Annotated in this window: 16 protein-coding genes; all 16 read left to right on the top strand. The window is 66.6% G+C overall.

Annotated elements, in window-relative coordinates; genetic code table 11:
* The first annotated feature begins 135 nt into the window (after nt 1–135).
* On the top strand, nt 136–453 hold the full coding sequence (locus Q0632_RS08055; protein WP_298927003.1) for a hypothetical protein: 318 nt from the start codon (nt 136–138) through the stop codon (nt 451–453).
* Nucleotides 450–953: an N-acetyltransferase gene (locus Q0632_RS08050; RefSeq protein ID WP_298927000.1), complete on the top strand. Its 504-nt coding sequence runs from the start codon at nt 450–452 to the stop codon at nt 951–953. Before Q0632_RS08055 ends, Q0632_RS08050 begins: the two co-directional genes overlap by 4 nt.
* Nucleotides 947–3,424 (top strand): hybrid sensor histidine kinase/response regulator, encoded by a 2,478-nt coding sequence (locus tag Q0632_RS08045; RefSeq protein ID WP_298926995.1) that lies wholly within the window; start codon nt 947–949, stop codon nt 3,422–3,424. The genes Q0632_RS08050 and Q0632_RS08045 overlap by 7 nt, the downstream gene beginning before the upstream one ends.
* Nucleotides 3,421–4,620: a hybrid sensor histidine kinase/response regulator gene (locus tag Q0632_RS08040; RefSeq protein ID WP_298926990.1), complete on the top strand. Its 1,200-nt coding sequence runs from the start codon at nt 3,421–3,423 to the stop codon at nt 4,618–4,620. The genes Q0632_RS08045 and Q0632_RS08040 overlap by 4 nt, the downstream gene beginning before the upstream one ends.
* 38 nt (nt 4,621–4,658) lie before the next feature.
* Complete coding sequence (locus Q0632_RS08035; RefSeq protein WP_298926986.1) at nt 4,659–6,287, top strand: 3-(methylthio)propionyl-CoA ligase; 1,629 nt, start codon at nt 4,659–4,661, stop codon at nt 6,285–6,287.
* 131 nt (nt 6,288–6,418) lie between these two features.
* Nucleotides 6,419–7,657, top strand: coding sequence for a branched-chain amino acid ABC transporter substrate-binding protein (locus tag Q0632_RS08030; RefSeq protein WP_298926982.1), 1,239 nt, complete (start codon nt 6,419–6,421; stop codon nt 7,655–7,657).
* A gap of 83 nt (nt 7,658–7,740) precedes the next feature.
* Complete coding sequence (locus Q0632_RS08025; RefSeq protein WP_298926977.1) at nt 7,741–8,694, top strand: branched-chain amino acid ABC transporter permease; 954 nt, start codon at nt 7,741–7,743, stop codon at nt 8,692–8,694.
* A 1-nt stretch (nt 8,695) separates the two neighbouring features.
* The gene (locus tag Q0632_RS08020; protein ID WP_298926972.1) at nt 8,696–10,003 is read left to right on the top strand and encodes a branched-chain amino acid ABC transporter permease; all 1,308 of its coding nucleotides are present in this window, start codon (nt 8,696–8,698) and stop codon (nt 10,001–10,003) included.
* On the top strand, nt 10,000–10,785 hold the full coding sequence (locus Q0632_RS08015) for an ABC transporter ATP-binding protein (protein WP_298926964.1): 786 nt from the start codon (nt 10,000–10,002) through the stop codon (nt 10,783–10,785). Before Q0632_RS08020 ends, Q0632_RS08015 begins: the two co-directional genes overlap by 4 nt.
* Nucleotides 10,786–10,787: 2 nt before the next feature.
* Nucleotides 10,788–11,483 carry an ABC transporter ATP-binding protein gene (locus Q0632_RS08010; RefSeq protein ID WP_298926959.1) on the top strand — a complete coding sequence of 232 codons (696 nt, stop codon included), beginning with the start codon at nt 10,788–10,790 and terminating at the stop codon, nt 11,481–11,483.
* 145 nt (nt 11,484–11,628) lie between these two features.
* Nucleotides 11,629–13,728 (top strand): 3-hydroxyacyl-CoA dehydrogenase NAD-binding domain-containing protein, encoded by a 2,100-nt coding sequence (locus Q0632_RS08005; protein WP_298926954.1) that lies wholly within the window; start codon nt 11,629–11,631, stop codon nt 13,726–13,728.
* Between the two features lie 8 nt (nt 13,729–13,736).
* The gene (locus Q0632_RS08000; protein WP_298926949.1) at nt 13,737–15,230 is read left to right on the top strand and encodes a M20 family peptidase; all 1,494 of its coding nucleotides are present in this window, start codon (nt 13,737–13,739) and stop codon (nt 15,228–15,230) included.
* Nucleotides 15,231–15,264: 34 nt separating this feature from the next.
* Nucleotides 15,265–16,440 carry an acetyl-CoA C-acyltransferase gene (locus tag Q0632_RS07995; protein WP_298926944.1) on the top strand — a complete coding sequence of 392 codons (1,176 nt, stop codon included), beginning with the start codon at nt 15,265–15,267 and terminating at the stop codon, nt 16,438–16,440.
* 4 nt (nt 16,441–16,444) lie between these two features.
* A complete protein-coding gene (locus Q0632_RS07990; RefSeq protein WP_298926940.1) occupies nt 16,445–18,274 on the top strand; it encodes an acyl-CoA dehydrogenase in 1,830 nt (609 codons plus the stop codon).
* On the top strand, nt 18,274–18,486 hold the full coding sequence (locus Q0632_RS07985; RefSeq protein WP_298926936.1) for a hypothetical protein: 213 nt from the start codon (nt 18,274–18,276) through the stop codon (nt 18,484–18,486). Before Q0632_RS07990 ends, Q0632_RS07985 begins: the two co-directional genes overlap by 1 nt.
* Nucleotides 18,487–18,511: 25 nt before the next feature.
* Nucleotides 18,512–19,303: an SDR family oxidoreductase gene (locus tag Q0632_RS07980; protein WP_298926933.1), complete on the top strand. Its 792-nt coding sequence runs from the start codon at nt 18,512–18,514 to the stop codon at nt 19,301–19,303.
* Nucleotides 19,304–19,363 lie beyond the last annotated feature (60 nt).

The raw sequence follows: 19,363 nt of genomic DNA, 5'->3' as shown, positions 1-19,363 counted from the left end.
GGGCAGGGGCTTGCGCTGTTGCGCTGGACGGCCAAATGCAGATAATTCCTGCACAGGCGCGGAAACCGGCAGCAGCCAGTGCACCAAGACGCCAGGATTTCAGGGAGAAATCAAAACATGAGCCATCTTTCGGCCTTGTCCTTGCCGCGCGGGATCGCCGCGAACCTTGCCAGTGGTGTGTCACCGCTGCTGGCCGCCGGGGAGCTGTCTGCCTTGTCGCGATCCGGCCTGGTGCCGGGCTTTGCGATGTCCATGCTGCACCGGGCCGCCCCGCCCGAGGAGACGCAAGAGCGCCAGGACATCCCCCTGGAGGAGCTGCGCTTCATCCACCTGAAGACGCACCAGGACATCGAGCGGGTTCGGGCCCTGCGCGGCGCGATCCAGCTGCCGGCCGCCGCATTGTCAGATCCCTATTTCCACGCCCGCGAAAAAAAAGAGACGAGTACGGTGTGACTGGCGCTTTCGAGTTCCGCGGCACCCTCGTGGGCACCGTGCGCGTCCTGCCCATGGACCAGGGCCTGTCGCCCTGCGAGCAGTTGCTCGGAGAACTCCAGCCGCCGCCGATGACGCTGGACGGTGAGGCCAGCTGGGAGGTCGGCCGCCTGGTGCTGGCGCCGCAATTTCGTGCAGATCCCTCCCTGCTCAAGCGCTGCCTGTGCCTGACGCTGGTGCACATGATCCGCCACACCGAGGTCAAGGACATCTTTGCTTCCTGCACGCCGGTGCTGGCCCGCCTGTACCGGCGCTTCGCTTTCTCAGTGGTGGTCAAGCAGGCCTGGGAGAACACCGATGGTGCCTATTCGCTGATCCATGGCCAGGCCCGCGAGGTGCTGCTGGCCGTGGCCGGCAACGAGGCCGAGCGCAGGCTGGCCAGCGGCCTGGGCGAGCCGGCGGCAGCGCTGGCCGACTGCGCCGGCCAGGCCGGCGCAGTTGCAGAGCATGCGCCATGCTGAAAAAGCTGTTCGAGCATTACCACGCGTACCACGCCTATGGGCCGCCGCGCCTGAAGTACATGGGCTTTGTGGGCATGCTGACCTTCATGGCCTTTTATTTCCTGCGCTTCACCCGGCCCAATCCGCAGCCCTTCGACGACATCGCCATGCGTGGCCTGGTGGTCCTGATGATGCTGCTGCTGGCGCTCAAGGACCAATGGCCCGCCCGCCTGAAGCGCCACTACATCGCCTATTCCTATGTGGCGATGCTGTATTGCCTGCCGTTCTTCACAGTGTTCAACGGCCTGGAGCGCGGCGGCGGTATCGCATCGATTTCCAACGGCTTCATCACCCTGTGCTTCGTCATGCTGCTGACCGACTGGCGCAACACCTTCGTCATGCTGACGCTGGGCACGGGCCTGGCCGTCGTCGCCTATGTGGCGACCGACCCGGACCCCAGGGTGCCCATGGACATGGTGGCGCAGCTGCCCGCCTACCTGATCATCGCGGTGGGCGGCAACCTGTTCAAGTTTTCCACCGAGCAGATCGATGCCGAGCGCAAGCTGCGCGCGACCCAGGCGCTGGCCGGCTCCATCGCCCACGAGATGCGCAATCCGCTGTCGCAACTCAAACATAGCCTGGAAGGCATGAAGGAGGCCCTGCCCCTGCCCGGCACTGACCAGGCGGCGCGGCCGATCGAGGCGCACGCGGTCAACGCGCTGTACCGCCACCTGGCCAATGGCGAGGTCGCCGTGCGGCGCGGCCTGCAGGTGATCGCCATGACGCTGGACGAGGTCAATGCCAAGCCGCTGGACACGGCGGGTTTTGCCTATCTGTCGGCGGCCGAGGCCACCCACAAGGCGGTGCAGGAATACGGCTACGAGAACGATGACGACCGCGCCCGCATCGACGTGCGGGTGCTGGAGGACTTCAGCTTCCGCGGCGACGAGACGGCCTGGCTGTTCCTGGTGTTCAACCTGCTCAAGAACGCCCTGTACTACCTGCCGGCGCACCCGCAGGCGCGCATCACCATCACCATTGAGGCACAGCAGGTCAGGGTGCGCGACAACGGTCCGGGCATGGCGCCGCAGGTGCTGGCCCATCTGTTCGAGCCGTTCCGTTCGGTCGGCAAATCCGGCGGCACCGGCCTGGGCCTGGCGTACTGCCAGCGCGTCATGCGTGCCTTCGGGGGGCAGATCAGCTGCGCGGCGGAGCAGGGGCAGTACACCGAGTTCACCATGCGCTTCCCGCCCATCAGCCTGCAGGAGAGCCAGGCCCATCTGCAGACGATTCTGGCCAGGGCGCGCAGCGCTTTCGCCGGACGGCGCCTGCTGCTGGTGGACGACGACGCCATCCAGCGCAGCGCCACGCGCCACAAGCTCGAGACACTGGACGCCGTCATCGACGAGGCGGCCGGCGGCCTGCAGGCGCTGGAACTGCTGGCGCTGCGTCCCTATGACCTGGTCCTGCTGGACCTGAACATGCCCTCGGTGGACGGCTTTGCGGTGGCGCAGGCGGTGCGCCGCGGCCGGGCGGCGCCCAACCGCGGCGTGCGCATCGTCGCCTACACCAGCGAGCCGGCCCACCTGGCCGAAGTCAAGGTGCAGAAGGCTGGCATGGACGCCTTTGTCGGCAAGCCCTGCGCGCAGCTGCCGCTGGTTCAGGCCCTGCACCAGGCGCTGATGCAGCCGGTGGCGACCGAACGCGGCGGCGCCGGCCTGCTGGCGGGCCGCCACATCCTGCTGGCCGACGACAACCACTACAACCGCAAGGCGGTCGCGGCCTATCTGCGCCATGCCGGTGCCCAGGTCCATGAGGCCGGCCACGGCCAGGCCGTGCTGGACCATCTGCAACTGGGCGGCAGCTGTGATGCCGTGCTGATGGACATCAACATGCCCGGCCTGTCGGGCCTGGACGCGGCCCAGGCCATCCGCGCCAGCGGCGCGCCCTGGCATCAGCTGCCCATCATCGCGCTGACGGCGCATTCCGACCCGGCCATGGTGCAGTCCGCCCAGGCCGCGGGCATGAACGACTTCATCACCAAACCGGTGGATGCAGCCCTGCTGTATGCCAAGCTGCAGCAGTTGATGGGTGGCAGCGCGCACAGTGCTGTCGCGCTCGACCCGCTGGTGCTGGAACAGGTGCTGGACCCGCAGCGGCTGGAGAGCTACCGGCGCATCGGCATGCTCGACGAGCTGCTGGCCGACTACCTGCCCGAGATCAGCCGCCTGGTCGACACACTGGACCACAACGTGGCGGACGGCGACCTGCAAGGCAGCCTGGACACCTTGCATTCGCTGCTGGGCATGAGCGGCGAGGCCGGCGCCACCGCCCTGTACCAGCTGGTGCGCCGCTTCTACGTGCCCATGGCCGAGGGCCATTGCTGGCCGCCGCGCAGCGGCTGGGTGGGCCAGATCCAGGCGTTGGCCGGCCAGACCGAGCAGGCCCTGCAGGCCTATGCAGCCGCCCAGTCGGCGGCCAGGGCGACATGAAGAACCCGCAGGCGCCCGCCATCCTGTCCGACGAAGCGCGCAGCATCCTGTTCGTGGACGACGAAGCGGCCTCGCGCAAATGGTTTGCCCGCAACTTCGGCGACGAGTTCAATATCGTCACCGCCGCCGGCGTGGGCGAGGCGCTGGACCTGCTGGCCGGCCGCGGCCAGGAGTTTGCCGTGCTGCTCACCGACTACCGCATGCCCGAGCAGGATGGCATGAAATTGCTGCGCGCCGTGCAGCGCGACTACCGGCATCTGGTGCGCCTGCTGGCCACCGCCTATGCCGAGAAAGAGGTGGCGATCGCCGCAGTCAACCAGGGCAAGGTGCTGCGCATCCTGGAAAAGCCCCTGGACGACACGCTCACGCGCGAGGCGCTGCGCGAGGCACTGGCGCTGCACCGCACCCAGGCCTTCGAGCGCCTGCTCAACGAGGGTCGGGTGGCGGCGCTGCGAGAGACGCTGGGCTTCCTGGCGCACGAACTGAACACGCCGCTGGCCACGGTGCGCGGCTGCGTGACGACGGTGGCCGAGCGCTACCGCCCCTGCGATGGCGGGCCGCCAGGCATGGCGCAGTTTGCCGAAGACCATCCCGGCGAGTTGCTGGCGGCGCTGGAGCGGGCCCAGCGCCGCGCCCTGTACTGCCAGTCGCTGGTCTCGACCTTCGTGCAATCGGCGCGTGACGCCTACCCGGGCGCGGCGCCGCAGGCGGTCACCGGTTCCAGCCTGGTGGCGAGCTTGCTGGACGAATTTCCGTTCGAGGACAACGAGCGCTCCTGGGTCAGCAGCCAGGTGCTGCAGGACTTCAGCCTGCCGGGCCGCCGTGATCTGCTGTACCTGGTGCTGTGCACCTTGACCAAGAACGCTTTGCAGGCGCTGCGCGGCAGCCAGCTGTCCCTCCAGCCCAGCCTGCGTGTCAGCGTCGGGGTGGAGGGTGGGCCGGCGGCCCAGGCCCGATCCTGGATCCGCTTCGAGGACAACGGGCCCGGCATCGCGCCCGAGGTGCTGGCCAAGCTGACGCGCGAGCCCGTCACCACGCGCGGCCAGTCCGGCGGCAACGGCATGGGCCTGATGTTTTGCCACCGCGTGATGCAGTCGATACGCGGCAGCATCGAACTGGCGTCCACAGTCGGGCAGGGCGCCGTGATCACCCTGTATTTCCGCGCGGTGGGGGAGGGGAGCCAGCGGGAGAGTTAGCATCGCAACCCGGTTCACCAAATTCCAAAGAGGAAGACATGCTGGGTCTGATGCAAAGCCAACCGCTGCTGATCTCGTCGCTGATCGATTTCGCGCAGCGCCACCACGGCGACGTTGAAATCGTCTCGCGCCGCGTCGAGGGCGATATCCACCGCTACACCTGGGCCGACGTGGCCCGCCGCTCGCGCCAGCTGGCGCACGCGCTGGACGGGATGTCCCTGCAGTTCTCGGACCGCGTCGCCACGCTGGCCTGGAACGGCTACCGCCACCTGGAGATGTACTTCGGCGTGTCCGGTTCCGGCCGCGTGCTGCACACCATCAACCCGCGCCTGCATCCCGAGCAGATCGCCTGGATCGCCAACCACGCCGAGGACCAGGTGCTGTGCTTCGACGCCAGCTTCCTGCCGCTGGTGCAAGCTGTTCACGCCAAATGCCCGACGATCCGCCAGTACGTGATGCTGTGCGACGCCGGCAAGCTGCCCGAGGGCACGGGCATCCCGAATCTGGTGGCCTACGAGGACTGGATCGGCGGCCAGCCCAGCGACTACCAGTGGCCCAGCTTCGACGAGAACTCGGCCTCGAGCATGTGCTACACCAGCGGCACCACCGGCAACCCGAAGGCCGCGCTCTACAGCCACCGCTCGACCACGCTGCATGCCTATGCCGCGGCCCTGCCGGACGTGATGAACCTGTCGGCGCGCGATTCGGTGCTGCCGGTCGTGCCCATGTTCCACGTCAACGCCTGGGGCATCCCGTACTCGGCGGCGCTGACCGGCTGCAAGCTGGTCTTTCCCGGCCCGGCACTCGATGGCAAGTCGGTGTACGAGCTGATCGAGGCCGAAGGCGTCACTTTTGCCGCCGGCGTGCCCACGGTCTGGCAGATGCTGCTGGGCCACATGAAGCCGGCCGGCTTGCGTTTCTCCAAGCTCAAGCGCACTGTGATCGGCGGCTCGGCCTGCCCGCCGGCCATGATCCGCGCTTTCCAGGAGGACTACGGCGTCGACGTGCTGCATGCCTGGGGCATGACGGAGATGAGCCCACTGGGCACGCTGTGCACCCTGAAGAACAAGCACCTGGCGCTGCCGGCCGACGAGCAGATGAAGATCCGCCTGAAGCAGGGCCGGGCCATCTACGGCGTCGACATGAAGATCGTTGCCGAGGACGGCAAGGAGCTGCCCTGGGACGGCAAGACCTACGGCGACCTGTATGTCAAGGGGCCGTGGATCGTCGCCGAGTACTTCAAGGGCGAGGGCGGCGACCCGCTGGTGGACGGCTGGTTCCCCACAGGCGACGTCGCCACCATCGACGCCGAAGGCTACATGCAGATCACCGACCGCAGCAAGGACGTGATCAAGTCCGGCGGCGAGTGGATCAGCTCCATCGACGTGGAGAACATCGCGGTGTCGCACCCGGCCGTGGCCATGGCCGCCTGCGTCGGCATGCGCCACCCCAAATGGGACGAGCGGCCCATTGTGGCCGTGGTCAAGAAGCCCGGCGCCGAGGTCACGCGCGAGGAGCTGCTCAAGTTCTACGAGGGCAAGACCGCCAAGTGGCAGATCCCCGACGACGTGGTCTTCGTCGAGGCGATTCCCCTGGGCGCCACCGGCAAGATCCTCAAGACGCGGCTGCGCGAGCAACTCAAGGACTACAAGCTGCCGACGGCCTGATCTGCATTGCGGAACGGACAGGCACTGTCACATGGGCGATAGAAAAGGGCTTGCTTAGGGGCATTCCCTGAGCGCTGCGCTGCACAAAAAACTGTACTCTGCGCGCTGTCAAGTCAACCCTGGAGACGCCCATGAAGTTCGTGCTGAAAACAGTCGCCGCCTGCGCCCTCGTCGCCGCGTCCGGTGCTTCGTTCGCCCAAAAGGGCGAAACCGTCAAGATCGCCTGGCTGGACCCGCTGTCCGGCCTGATGGCGGCCGTGGGCACCAACCAGCTCAAGACCTACCAGTTCCTGGCCGAGGAGTTCAACAAGAAGAACGTCGCCGGCGTCAAGTTCGAGATCATCGGCATCGACAACAAGCTCAGCCCGCAGGAAACCACCAGCGCGCTGCGCTCGGCCATGGACCAGGGCGCCCGCTACGTGGTGCAGGGCAATGGCTCCGGCCCGGCGCTGGCCATCATCGACGCGATCGAAAAGCACAACGAGCGCAACAAGGGCAAGGAAGTCCTGTACCTGAACTACGCAGCCGTCGATCCCGACCTGACCAACAGCAAGTGCAGCTACTGGCACTTCCGCCTGGACGCCGACACTTCCATGAAGATGGAAGCCCTGACCACCTTCATGAAGGACCAGGCCGACGTCAAGAAGGTCTACCTGCTCAACCAGAACTACTCGCACGGCGTGCAAGTGGCCAAGTACGCCAAGGAGAACCTGGCGCGCAAGCGTCCCGACGTGCAGATCGTCGGCGAAGACCTGCACCCGCTGGCCCAGGTGCGCGATTTCTCGCCCTACATCGCCAAGATCAAGCAGTCGGGCGCCGACACCGTGATCACCGGCAACTGGGGCTCGGACCTGTCGCTGCTGGTCAAGGCCGCGAACGACGCCGGCCTGAACAACGTCAAGTTCTACACCTACTACGGCACCGTCAGCGGCACGCCCACCGCCATGGGCGCCACCGCCGCCGGCCGCGTCTACCAGGTGGGCTACGGCCACTACAACATGGGCGGCGATATCGAGCGCCTGGGCAAGGAGTTCAAGAAGCGCTTCAACGAAGACCTCTACACCTCGGCCGCCTACACCGCCTACGCCATCTTGTCGGAGAGCTTCGCCAAGGCCAAGTCGACCGACCCGGTGAAGGTCGCCGTGGCCATGGACGACATCAAGTTCAAGAGCTTCAACGGTGACGTCGCCATGCGCAAGACCGACCACCAGCTGCAGCAGGGCCTGTACATCTCCAGGTGGGAAAAGGCCGTCGGCAAGTTCCCGGTCGATGCCGAGAACACCGGCCACACCTTCGTGCCGGTCAAGTACTACGAGCCCTACGTGGCCAGCACGCCCACCTCCTGCCAGATGAAGCGTCCCGGCATGTGATGGGGGTCCGCAGCGGCATGCACGCCGCCGCGCCAGGCACAGGCCCGATCGCCGATCGGGCCTTTTTTTAGATTCGAGGGGCCATGAATCCGGAGTTTTTCACCATCCAGCTGCTCAATGGCGTGAGCTACGGGCTGCTGCTGTTCATGCTCAGTTCGGGCCTGACGCTCATTTTCAGCATGATGGGTGTGCTCAATTTCGCGCACACCAGCTTCTACATGCTGGGGGCCTACCTGGCCTACACCATCTCCGGCGTGGTCGGCTTCTGGCCGGCGCTGGTGCTGTCGCCGCTGCTGGTCTTCGCTCTGGGCGCCGCGTTCGAGCGCTACTGCCTGCGCCGCGTGCACAAGTACGGCCACGTGCCCGAGCTGCTCATCACCTTTGGCCTGTCCTACCTGATTCTGGAACTGGTGCAACTGGTCTGGGGCCGCTCCACCGTGCCCTATGGCCTGCCCACCCAGCTGCAGGGACCGCTGTTCACCCTGTTCGGCACCCAGTTCCCCAAGTCGCGCTCCTTCATCATGCTGGTCGCAATGGCCATGCTGGTGGCGGTCTGGCTGGTGCTCACCCGCACCCGCATCGGTCTGGTGATCCAGGCCGCGCTGACCCATCCCGACATGGTCGAGGCCCTGGGCCACAACGTGCCGCGGGTGTTCATGCTGGTCTTCGGCGGCGGCGCCGCCCTGGCTGGCCTGGCCGGCGTGATCGGCGGCAACACTTATGTCACCGAGCCGGCCATGGCCGCCTCAGTGGGCTCCATCATCTTCGTGGTGGTGGTGGTCGGCGGCATGGGCTCGCTGGCGGGCGCCTTCCTGGCCTCGCTGCTGATCGGCGTGCTGCAGACCTTCGCCGTGGCGCTGGATTACTCGGGCGCCTCAGTGCTCCAGGCCGCCGGCGTCGCCGTCACCGAGCAGACCTTTGGCTACCCGCTGCTGTCGCTGACCATCTCGCAGGTTGCCCCCATCCTGCCTTACCTGTTCCTGGTGCTGATCCTGATCTTCCGGCCCAAGGGCCTCCTGGGCAAGCGGGAGGACTGACATGAGCACAAGCACCACACCCACCTACTACAGCTTCAAGCCGCTCAACGTCGGCCGCTTCATCATCTGGAGCCTGTTCGCCCTGATGCTGGCCGTCGCGCCGCTGGTCTTCAAGAGCAGCCTGGCACTGACCATGCTCTCGCAGATCGGCTACCTGGCCATCATCTGCCTGTCCTACAACATGCTGCTGGGGCAGGGCGGCATGCTCAGCTTCGGCCATGCGGTCTATGTCGGCCTGGGCTCCTTCATTGCTGTCCACGCCATGAACCTGGCGACCAAGGGCGCCATCCCGGTGCCGCTGGTGGCCATCCCCATCGTGGGCGGTATCGGCGGCATGTTCTTCGCGGCGCTGTTCGGTTTCGTCACCACACGCAAATCGGGCACGACCTTCGCCATGATCACGCTGGGCATCGGCGAGCTCGTGGCCTCCATGGCGCTGATGTTTCCGGGCTTCTTCGGCGGCGAGGGCGGCATCACCACCAACCGGGTCTACGGCAGCAAGTTCTTCGGCATGGACTTCGGCCCGCAGATCGAGGTGTACTACCTGATCGCGGTCTACTGCTTCATCTGCACCGGCCTGATGTACGCCTTCACCGGCACGCCGCTGGGCCGCATCCTCAACGCGGTGCGCGACAACCCGGAGCGGGTCGAGTTCATCGGCTACAACACCCAGCGGGTGCGCTACTTCGCCTTCATCATCGCCGGCTTTTTCGCCGGCATTGGCGGCGGCCTGGCGGCGATCAACTTCGAGATCGTCAACGCCATGGACAGCCTGTCGGGCCTGCGCTCGGGCGGCTACCTGCTGTTCACCTTCCTGGGCGGCGCGATCTTCTTCTTCGGTCCCATCATCGGCGCGGTGCTGCTGGTGCTGGCCTCCATCCTGCTGTCCGAGCTGAGCAAGGCCTGGCTGCTCTATCTGGGCCTGGTCTTCCTGTTCATGGTGATGTACGCGCCCGGTGGCATCGCCAGCCTGATCATGATGAACCTGCGGGTGGCCAAGTACGGCATGCTGCGCCGGCTGTGGACAGCCTACCTGGCGCTGGCCGGCACGGCCCTGGTGGCGGTGCTGGGCGCGGCGGCCATCGTCGAGATGATCTACCACATCCAGCTCAATTCGGCGCTGGGCCCGGTCGTTCCCTTCCTGGGCGCCAAGCTCGACACCACAGGCATCAACAGCTGGGCCGGCGCGATCTTCGTGTTCCTCACCGGCCTGGGCCTGTTCGAGGTGACGCGCAGGCAATTCAAGCGGGAATGGGAGCAGACCCAGGAAGACATAGAGCGCGCGATCAAGCGCCAGGAGGCACTATGAGCGGCGGCACTTCCAGCTGCGCGGTCGAACTGCGCGGCCTGCGCAAGAGCTTCGGCAAGACCGAGATCATTCGCGGCATCGACCTGAGCGTCCAGGCCGGCGAGCGCGTGGCCATCATCGGCCCTAACGGCGCAGGCAAGTCCACGCTGTTCAACCTCATCAGCGGCCGCTTCGCCCCCACCAGCGGCGAGGTGCTGCTGCACGGCCAGCGCATCGACGGCAAGAAGCCCTTCGAGATCAACCGGCTGGGCCTGTCGCGCAGCTTCCAGATCACCAACATCTTCCCCAAGCTCAGCGTTTTCGAGAACCTGCGCTGCGGCGTGCTCTGGAGCCTGGGTTACGGCTACACCTTCCTGAAGTTCCTGTCCGGCCTGGACGACGCCAACCGCCGCGCCGAGGAGCTGATGGAGATGATCAAGCTGGAGAAAAAGCGCGACGTGCTGGCAACCAACCTCACCTACGCCGAACAGCGGGCCCTGGAGATCGGCATCACCATCGCCGGCGGCGCTAACGTGGTCCTGCTGGATGAACCCACTGCCGGCATGAGCCGCAGCGAAACCACCCGCTTCATCGGCCTGATCAAGGAAGTGACCGTCGGCAAGACCCTGCTGACGGTGGAGCACGACATGGGCGTGGTGTTCGGCCTGGCCGACCGCATCGCCGTGGTGGTCTATGGCGAGGTGCTGGCCTTTGACACGCCCGATGCGGTGCGCGCCAACCCGCGCGTGCAGGAGGCCTACCTGGGCTCCTCGGTGGCCGACCAGCAGGCGGGAGGGCACTGAACATGTTGCAGATCAAGAACCTCCATGCCTACTACGGCAAAAGCCACGTGCTGCACGGCGTCGATTTCGACGTGCGGCCGGGTGAGATCCTGGCCCTGCTGGGCCGCAACGGCTCGGGCCGCTCGACCACGGCCAAGGCCATCATGGGCATGGTCGACGCCCAGGGCTCGATCCAGCTCAAGGGCCAGGAGATCCTGGGCCGCAAGCCCTACGAGATCGCCCACCTGGGCATCGGCTACGTGCCCGAGAACCGCGACATCTTTCCCAAGATCACGGTGCACCAGAACCTGATGCTGGGCCAGAAGAGCGCGCGCAGACAGGGGCGCTGGTCGTTCGACGAGATGTACGAGATGTTCCCGCGCCTGAAGGAGCGCCAGCACACCGAAGCGGGCGTGCTGTCCGGCGGCGAGCAGCAGATGCTGACCCTGTGCCGCACCCTGATGGGCGACCCCGACCTGATCATCATCGACGAGCCCACCGAAGGGCTTGCGCCCAAGATCGTCGAACTGGTGGGCGAGTACCTCAAAAAGCTCAAGGACCGCGGCATCTCGGTGCTGCTGATCGAGCAGAAGCTGACCATCGCGATGCAGATTTCCGACCGGGCCCTGGTCATGGGCCACGGCAGCATCGTCTTCCAGGGCACGCCTGACAGCCTGCGTGCCGACGCCTACACTCGCAAGGAGTGGCTGGAGGTCTAGGCCTGCAGCACGATGGTGCGGGCCTGCGCGTGCCGGCCCATACCGCCGCCTGTCCCAACTGAGACAAGCCGATATTGCGCCGCAGCAGGCTCGGCTTAAAATCCAAAACGAACGATCGTTCTTTTTCTAATTCAGGAGCAACAGCATGACGGCTGACTACAAGGTCCACGGCGACGTGGCCGTGATCACCATGAACAACCCGCCCGTCAATGGCCTGGGTTACGCCACGCGCAAGGGCCTGACCGACGGCCTGGCGCAGGCCAACGCCGATGCCGCCGTCAAGGCCATCGTCATCACCGGCGCCGGCAAGGCCTTCTCCGGTGGCGCCGACATCAAGGAGTTCGGCTCGCCCAAGGCGCTGGCCGAGCCCAACCTGCTGTCCGTGATCCTGGCGGTCGAAAATTCAGCCAAGCCGGTGGTCGCTGCCATCCATTCGGTCTGCATGGGCGGCGGCCTGGAGCTCTCGCTGGGCTGCCACTACCGCATCGCCGCACCCGGCACCAATGTCGCCCTGCCCGAAGTCAAGCTGGGCCTGATCCCCGGCGCCGGCGGCACGCAGCGCCTGCCGCGCGTGCTGGGCGTCGAGACGGCCCTGAACATGATCGTCAGCGGCGAGCCGGTCAAGAGCGAACTGCTGGCCTCGCTGCCCGGCCAGAAGCTATTCGACAAGATGGCGGCCTCGCCCGAGTCGCTGGCCGAGGAAGCCCTGGCCTACGCCCGCTCCGTGGCCGATGCCCGTCCGCTGCCCCTGGTGCGCAAGCTGCCGTGCAAGCACCCGCTGGGCGACGCCTACTTCCAGTTTGCCCGCAACATGGTCAAGGGCATGGCCAAGAACTTCCCGGCGCCCGCCAAGTGCGTGGACGCGGTGGAAGCGGCCACCAAGCAGAAGTTCGACGAGGGCATGGCCTATGAGCGCGAGGTCTTCACCGCGCTGATGTTCACGCCCGAATCGCGCGCCCTGCGCCACCTGTTTGTGGCCGAGCGCGCCGCCTCCAAGATCCCGGACGTGGCGGAAGACACGCCCAAGCGCGAGATCAAGGCCGTGGCCGTGATCGGCGCCGGCACCATGGGCGGGGGCATCTCCATGAACTTCCTCAACGCCGGCATCCCGGTGAAGATCCTGGAGATGAAGCAGGAGGCGCTCGACCGCGGCATCGCCACCATCCGCAAGAACTACGAGTCCCAGGTCAAGCGCGGCAAGCTCAAGCAGGACAAGTACGAGCAGCGCATGGCCCTGCTGTCCACCACCCTGAGCTACGACGAGCTCAAGGACGCCGACCTTGTGATCGAGGCGGTGTTCGAGGAAATGGGCGTCAAGGAAAAGGTCTTCAAGGAACTGGACCGGGTGATGAAGCCCGGCGCCATCCTGGCCTCCAACACCTCGACCCTGGACGTCAACCAGATCGCAGACTTCACCCAGCGCCCGCAGGACGTGGTCGGCATGCACTTCTTCAGCCCGGCCAACGTGATGAAGCTGCTGGAAGTGGTGCGCGGCGCCAAGACCGCCAAGGACGTGCTGGCCACGGTCATGGCCATCGGCAAGAAGATCAAGAAGACGGCGGTCGTGTCCGGCGTCTGCGACGGCTTCATCGGCAACCGCATGATCGAGCAGTACAGCCGCCAGGCCGGCTTCCTGCTCGATGAAGGCGCGACGCCGCAGCAGGTCGACAAGGCGGTCGAGAAGTTCGGCTTCGCCATGGGCCCGTTCCGCATGGGCGACCTGGCAGGCAACGACATCGGCTGGGCCATCCGCAAGCGCCGCGCCACCGAGCGTGCCGACATGAAGTACAGCCGCACGGCCGACAAGCTGTGCGAGCTCGGCCGCTTCGGCCAGAAGACCGGCGCCGGCTGGTACGACTACCAGGCCGGCAAGCGCGACGCCATCCCCTCCGAGCTGGTCAACAAGATGATCGAGGAGCACCGCAAGGAGCTGGGCATCACGCCGCGCAAGATCTCCGACGAGGAGATCGTGCAGCGCCTGGTGTTCGCCCTGGTCAACGAAGGCGCCCACATCCTGGAAGACGGCATCGCCTCCAAGGCCAGCGACATCGACATGGTCTACATCACTGGTTACGGCTTCCCCATCCACCGCGGCGGCCCCATGAACTATGCCGACCAGGTCGGCCTGTTCAATGTGGCCCAGTCCATGAAGCGTTTCCAGCAGAACCCGCGTGATGACGCCGCCTTCTGGGAGCCGGCGCCGCTGATCCGCAAGCTGGTGGCCGAAGGCAAGAGCTTCAGCTGAGCACGGAAGTGATCAAACGAGTCCTGCTCGGCCTGCTGGCGCTGGTGTTGCTGCTGGTGGCCGTTGTCGCTGCCAACACGCTGCGCCAGGGGTCGCGCCAGATCGCCGTGCCGCCGGCGCCGCCGCTGGCAGTGGACGAGAAGAGCGTCGCCGACAAGCTGGTGGGCGCGGTCCGGTTCCGGACCATCTCCAGCCTGACGGAACCGGAAGCCAACGCCGACGAGTTCCGCAAGCTCCATGCGTACCTGGAGCAGCGTTTTCCCAAGGTCCACGCCGCGCTCAAGCGCGAGGTGGTCGGCGGCTACAGCCTGCTCTATACCTGGCCCGGCACGGACCCGGCGGCCAAGGCCATCGCCTTGCTGGCGCACCACGACGTGGTGCCCATCGAGCCCGGCACCGAAGGCAAGTGGACTTTCCCTCCTTTTGCGGGCGAACTGCGCGACGGCCATGTTTGGGGCCGCGGCACCTGGGACGACAAGGGCAACCTGATCGCTCAGATGGAGGCGGTGGAGATGCTGCTGGCCAGCGGTTTCAAGCCGCGCCAGACCGTCTACCTCATCTCCGGGGCCGATGAGGAGGTCAACGGCCTGCGCGGCGCCAAGCCGATTGCGGCGCTGCTGCAGTCGCGCAAGGTCCAGCTGGACTTCGTGATCGACGAAGGCCTGTTCATCTCGCAGGGCCTGTTTCCCGGCCTGGACAAGCCGCTGGCGATCGTGGGCATCGCCCAGAAGGGCTACCTGTCGGCCACGCTCACGGCCAGCGGCGTTGCAGGGCACTCCTCGGCGCCGCCGCCGCCGGGCAACACCGCCATCTCGCGCATCAGCGCGGCCCTGCGCCGGCTGGACGAACAGCAATTGCCCGCCGCCTTGAAGGGCGTGGCGCGCGAGATGTTCGAAACGCTGGCGCCGGAAATGGGCGGCTTCCAGCGCGTGGCCCTGTCCAACCTGTGGCTGTTCGGGCCCCTGGTGCAGCCGCAGCTGGAAAAGAGCGGCGGCACCAATGCCATGCTGCGCACGACCACGGCGCTGACCATCGTCAACGCCGGCAACAAGGACAACGTGATCCCCGGCCAGGCGCAGGCCGTGGTCAACTTCCGCATCATGCCCGGCGAGACGCGTGAAACCGTGCTGGCCCATGTGCGTTCCAAGGTGGGCGAGGGCGTCGAGGTGACGGAGCTTCCCGGCGCCATCGATCCCACCGGCGTGGCGCCGACCAGCGCCGCTCCCTACCAGATGCTCAACCGGACCTTGCGCGCGGTCTTCCCGGACGTGCTGGTCTCTCCCGCCCTCTACGTGGCCGGTTCGGACTCCCAGTATTTCACCGGGCTGACCGACAACATCTACCGCTTCTCGCCCGTGCGCGTGACGCCGCAAGACCTGCCGCGGCTGCACGGGACGGATGAGCGCATCTCCACGGCCAACCTGGCCGAGCTGGTGCGCTTCTACCACCAGCTTTTGCAAAACGCGTCCGGCACGGCCTCGACGGCTGCGCCGGCACCCTGATTTCCCAGAATACCTGACAGAGAAAGGCCTCGCCATGACTTCCGCCGTGATCGTTTCCACCGCCCGCACGCCCCTGGCCAAGAGCTGGAAGGGCGCCTTCAACATGACGCACGGCGCCACCCTGGGCGGCCACGCCGTCAAGCACGCCATCGCCCGCGCCGGCATCGATGCCGGCGAAGTCGACGACGTCATCATGGGCTGCGCCAACCCCGAGGGCGCGACCGGCGCCAACATCGCGCGCCAGATCGCGCTGATGGCCGGCTGCCCCATCACCACCTCGGGCATGACGGTCAACCGTTTCTGTTCCTCGGGCCTGCAGACCATCGCCATGGCGGCCCAGCGCGTGATCGCCGGCGAGGCCGACATCTTCGTGGCCGGCGGCGTGGAAAGCATCTCCTGCGTGCAGCAGGAAATGAACACCCACATGATGCGCGACCCGGCGCTGGACAAGATCAAGCCCGAGATCTACTGGAACATGCTGCAGACGGCCGAACAGGTTGCCAAGCGCTACAACATCGGCCGCGACGCCATGGACGAGTACGGCGCCGCCAGCCAGCAACGCGCCACCGCTGCCCTGGAAAAGGGCTTGTTCAAGGACGAGATCGCCCCCATCACCGTGCAGGCCGGCGTGGCCGACGCGGTGCTGGGACTGCGCACCAAGGAAGTGACCATCTCTGATGACGAAGGTATCCGCCCGGGCACGACCAAAGAAGGCATCAGCGGCATCCGCCCGGCCATCCCCGGCGGCGTGATCTCGGCCGGCAATGCCAGCCAGTTCTCCGACGGCGGCGGCGCCGTGGTGGTGATGCACGAAGACGTGGCCAGCCGCAAGGGCCTCAAGCCCCTGGGCCGCTTCCTGGGCTTTGCCGTCGCCGGCTGCGAGCCCGACGAGATGGGCATCGGCCCGATCTATGCCATCCCCAAGGTCCTCAAGAAGCTGGGCCTGACGGTCAATGACATCGATCTGTGGGAGCTCAACGAAGCCTTCGCCGTGCAGGTGATCTACTGCCGCGACAAGCTGGGCATCCCGGGCGACCGCCTGAACGTCAACGGCGGCGCCATCGCCGTCGGCCATCCCTATGGCGTCTCGGGCCAGCGCCTGACCGGCCATGCCCTGATCGAAGGCAAGCGCCGCGGTGCCAAGAAGGTCGTCGTCACCATGTGCATCGGCGGCGGCATGGGCGCAGCCGGGGTCTTCGAAGTCCTCTGACGCCATGAGCCTTCGCCCCACGCTCGACTTCCTGTTGTACGACTGGCTGGAGGCGCAGGGGCTGGCGAGCCGCGAGCGCTTTGCCGACCACTCTCGCGAGACCTTCGACGCGGTGCTCGACACCTGCGAGCGCATCGCCCGCGAGAAGTACGCGCCGTTCAACCGCACGGTGGACACCGAGGAGCCCCGCTTCGACGGCGAAAAGGTCATCCTGCCGCAGGCCACGCACGACGCCAACCGCGCCTATGCCGAGTCCGGCATGCTCAGCGCCGCGCAGGACTACGAGGAGGGCGGCATGCAGCTGCCCTACACCATCGAGGCGGCGGCCAACGCCTTCTTCGGCCTGGCCTCGGTCAGCATGGGCTCGAGCCTGCTGACCAAGGGCAATGCCAACCTGCTGCTGGTGCACGGCACCGAGATGCAAAAGCAGGTGTTCGCGCGCAACGAGTTCAGCGGCCGTTTTTCCGGAACCATGTGCCTGTCCGAGCCACAGGCCGGTTCCTCGCTGTCGGACATCACGACGCGCGCCGTCCCGGACGGCGCCGATTTCGAAGCCGAGCCCCTGGGTCCGCGCTACCGCCTCAAAGGCAACAAGATGTGGATTTCGGCCGGCGAGCACGAGCTGACCGAGAACATCGTCCATCTGGTGCTGGCCAAGATCCCGGGCCCGGACGGCAAGCTCATCCCCGGCACGCGCGGCATCTCGCTGTTCGTCGTGCCCAAGAAGCTGGTCGGCACCGACGGCCAATTGACCGGCGTGCGCAACGATGTGGCCCTGGCCGGCCTGAACCACAAGCTGGGCTGGCGCGGCACGACCAACACGTTGCTCAATTTCGGCGAGGGCAAGTTCCCTGTCGATGGACAGGCAGGTGCCGTGGGCTACCTGGTGGGCAAGCCCCACGAAGGCCTGCGCTGCATGTTCCACATGATGAACGAGGCGCGCATCGGCGTCGGCCTGGCCGCCGTCATGCTGGGCCTGGCCGGGTACTACGCCTCGCTGGACTACGCCAAGAACCGGCCGCAAGGAAGACCTGTCGGACCGGCAGGCAAGGACGCGGCCCAGCCGCAGGTGCGCATCATCGAGCACGCCGACGTCAAGCGCATGCTGCTGGCGCAAAAGTCCTATGCCGAGGGCGCGCTGGCCCTGGGTCTGTACTGCGCCCGACTGGTGGACGAGCAGCACACTGGCGACGCCGCGGCGGCCGACGAGGCCCGCCTGCTGCTGGAGGTGCTGACCCCCATCGCCAAGAGCTGGCCCAGCGAATGGTGCCTGGAGGCCAACTCCCTGGCCATCCAGGTCCACGGCGGCTACGGCTACACGCGCGACTTTCCGGTCGAGCAGTACTGGCGTGACAACCGCCTGAACATGATCCACGAGGGCACGCACGGCATCCAGGCCACCGACTTGCTGGGCCGCAAGGTGCTGATGGAGGGCGGCCGCGGCCTGATGCTGCTGGCAGGCCGCATCAACACCACCATCGAGCGCGCCATCCAGCGGCCGGAGCTGGCGGCGCACGCCAATGCCTTGGGCAAGGCCCTGGCACAGGTGGGCGCCGCCACCAAGGCGGCCTGGGCCACAGGCGTGCCCAATGAAGCGCTGGCCAATGCCGTGCCCTATATGCAGGCCTTCGGCCATATGGTGCTGGCCTGGGTCTGGCTCGATGTGCTCCTGGCCCAGCCCTCAGGCGCTACTGAAAACGCAGCAGCACAAGAAGGCAGGCTGCGGGCTACCACCTATTTCTATCACTACGAACTGCCCAAGATCGGCGCCTGGTTGAACGTGGTCACCGGCCGCGACAGCACCTGCGCCGACATGCCGGAAGAGGCTTTCTGATGGCCTCGGCCAAAGCCATCGCGCGGGTCGAGACCCTGGTCTGGGTGCTGCTCTTCGGCGGCCTGCTGACCCTGGTACTGGGCCTGGCCTTGCTGGACCACCAACTGGCCGTGGGCTGGGTGCTGGTGGTGCTGGGCGGCCTTGCCGCCGCTGCGGGCGTGGTCCTGATCTGGGTCCGTTCGACCATGGTCAAGAGCACAATCGACAGCTGATTTTTCGCAGACAAGAAGGACAAGAATGACCCGCACCGTGAAGCAATTGTTCGACCTCAGCGGCAAGACCGCCCTGGTCACCGGCGGCTCGCGCGGCCTGGGCCTGCAGCTGGCGCATGCGCTGGGTGAGGCCGGCGCCCGCATCATGCTCAGCTCTCGCAAAGCTGCTGACCTGGAGGAGGCCGCCGCCGAGTTGCAAGCCGCCGGCATCGACACCCGCTGGATCGCCGCCGACTGCGGCCGCGAGGAGGACATTCGCCGACTGGCCGACGAGACGCTGCAGCGCATGGGCCAGGTCGACATCCTGGTCAACAACGCCGGCGCCGCCTGGGGCGCGCCCGCCGAGGACTACCCGGTGGAAGCCTGGGACAAGCTGATGAACCTGAACGTGCGCGGCTATTTCATCCTGGCCCAGCACATCGCCAAGCAGTCCATGATCCCGCGCAAGAGCGGCCGCATCATCAACATCGCCTCGATCGCCGGCCTGGGCGGCAACCCGGCCGAGATGCAGACCCTGGCCTACAACACCTCCAAGGGCGCTGTGATCACCTTCACCCAGGCCCTGGGCTGCGAATGGGGCAAGTACGGCATCAACGTCAACGCCATCTGCCCGGGCTTTTTCCCCAGCAAGATGACCCAGGCCACGCTCGACCGCCTGGGCGAGGACAAGCTGGCCTCGCACGCGCCGCTGCGCCGCCTGGGAGACGATGAGGACCTCAAGGGCACGGCCCTGCTGTTCGCCTCCGACGCCGGCAAGCACATCACCGGCCAGTGGCTGGCGGTGGACGGCGGCGTCTCGGTCATCACCGGAGGCTGAACATGGCCCCCACGCTTTTCACTTCGTGTAATGCGCTGCCCCCCGAGGGGGCCGTCGTCG

It is taken from the genome of uncultured Ramlibacter sp. (assembly GCF_936925435.1).
Taxonomy (GTDB): domain Bacteria; phylum Pseudomonadota; class Gammaproteobacteria; order Burkholderiales; family Burkholderiaceae_C; genus Ramlibacter.
Note: the sequence above shows the minus strand (reverse complement) of the source record. Positions and strands in the feature narration are given on the sequence as shown.

Coding starts and splice junctions, on each gene's coding strand:
- Q0632_RS07995 (WP_298926944.1), top strand. CDS start 15,265: ATGACTTCCGCCGTGATCGTTTCCACCGCCCGCACGCCCCTGGCCAAG.
- Q0632_RS08045 (WP_298926995.1), top strand. CDS start 947: ATGCTGAAAAAGCTGTTCGAGCATTACCACGCGTACCACGCCTATGGG.
- Q0632_RS07990 (WP_298926940.1), top strand. CDS start 16,445: ATGAGCCTTCGCCCCACGCTCGACTTCCTGTTGTACGACTGGCTGGAG.
- Q0632_RS08005 (WP_298926954.1), top strand. CDS start 11,629: ATGACGGCTGACTACAAGGTCCACGGCGACGTGGCCGTGATCACCATG.
- Q0632_RS08020 (WP_298926972.1), top strand. CDS start 8,696: ATGAGCACAAGCACCACACCCACCTACTACAGCTTCAAGCCGCTCAAC.
- Q0632_RS08015 (WP_298926964.1), top strand. CDS start 10,000: ATGAGCGGCGGCACTTCCAGCTGCGCGGTCGAACTGCGCGGCCTGCGC.
- Q0632_RS07980 (WP_298926933.1), top strand. CDS start 18,512: ATGACCCGCACCGTGAAGCAATTGTTCGACCTCAGCGGCAAGACCGCC.
- Q0632_RS08040 (WP_298926990.1), top strand. CDS start 3,421: ATGAAGAACCCGCAGGCGCCCGCCATCCTGTCCGACGAAGCGCGCAGC.
- Q0632_RS08030 (WP_298926982.1), top strand. CDS start 6,419: ATGAAGTTCGTGCTGAAAACAGTCGCCGCCTGCGCCCTCGTCGCCGCG.
- Q0632_RS08010 (WP_298926959.1), top strand. CDS start 10,788: ATGTTGCAGATCAAGAACCTCCATGCCTACTACGGCAAAAGCCACGTG.
- Q0632_RS08025 (WP_298926977.1), top strand. CDS start 7,741: ATGAATCCGGAGTTTTTCACCATCCAGCTGCTCAATGGCGTGAGCTAC.
- Q0632_RS07985 (WP_298926936.1), top strand. CDS start 18,274: ATGGCCTCGGCCAAAGCCATCGCGCGGGTCGAGACCCTGGTCTGGGTG.
- Q0632_RS08035 (WP_298926986.1), top strand. CDS start 4,659: ATGCTGGGTCTGATGCAAAGCCAACCGCTGCTGATCTCGTCGCTGATC.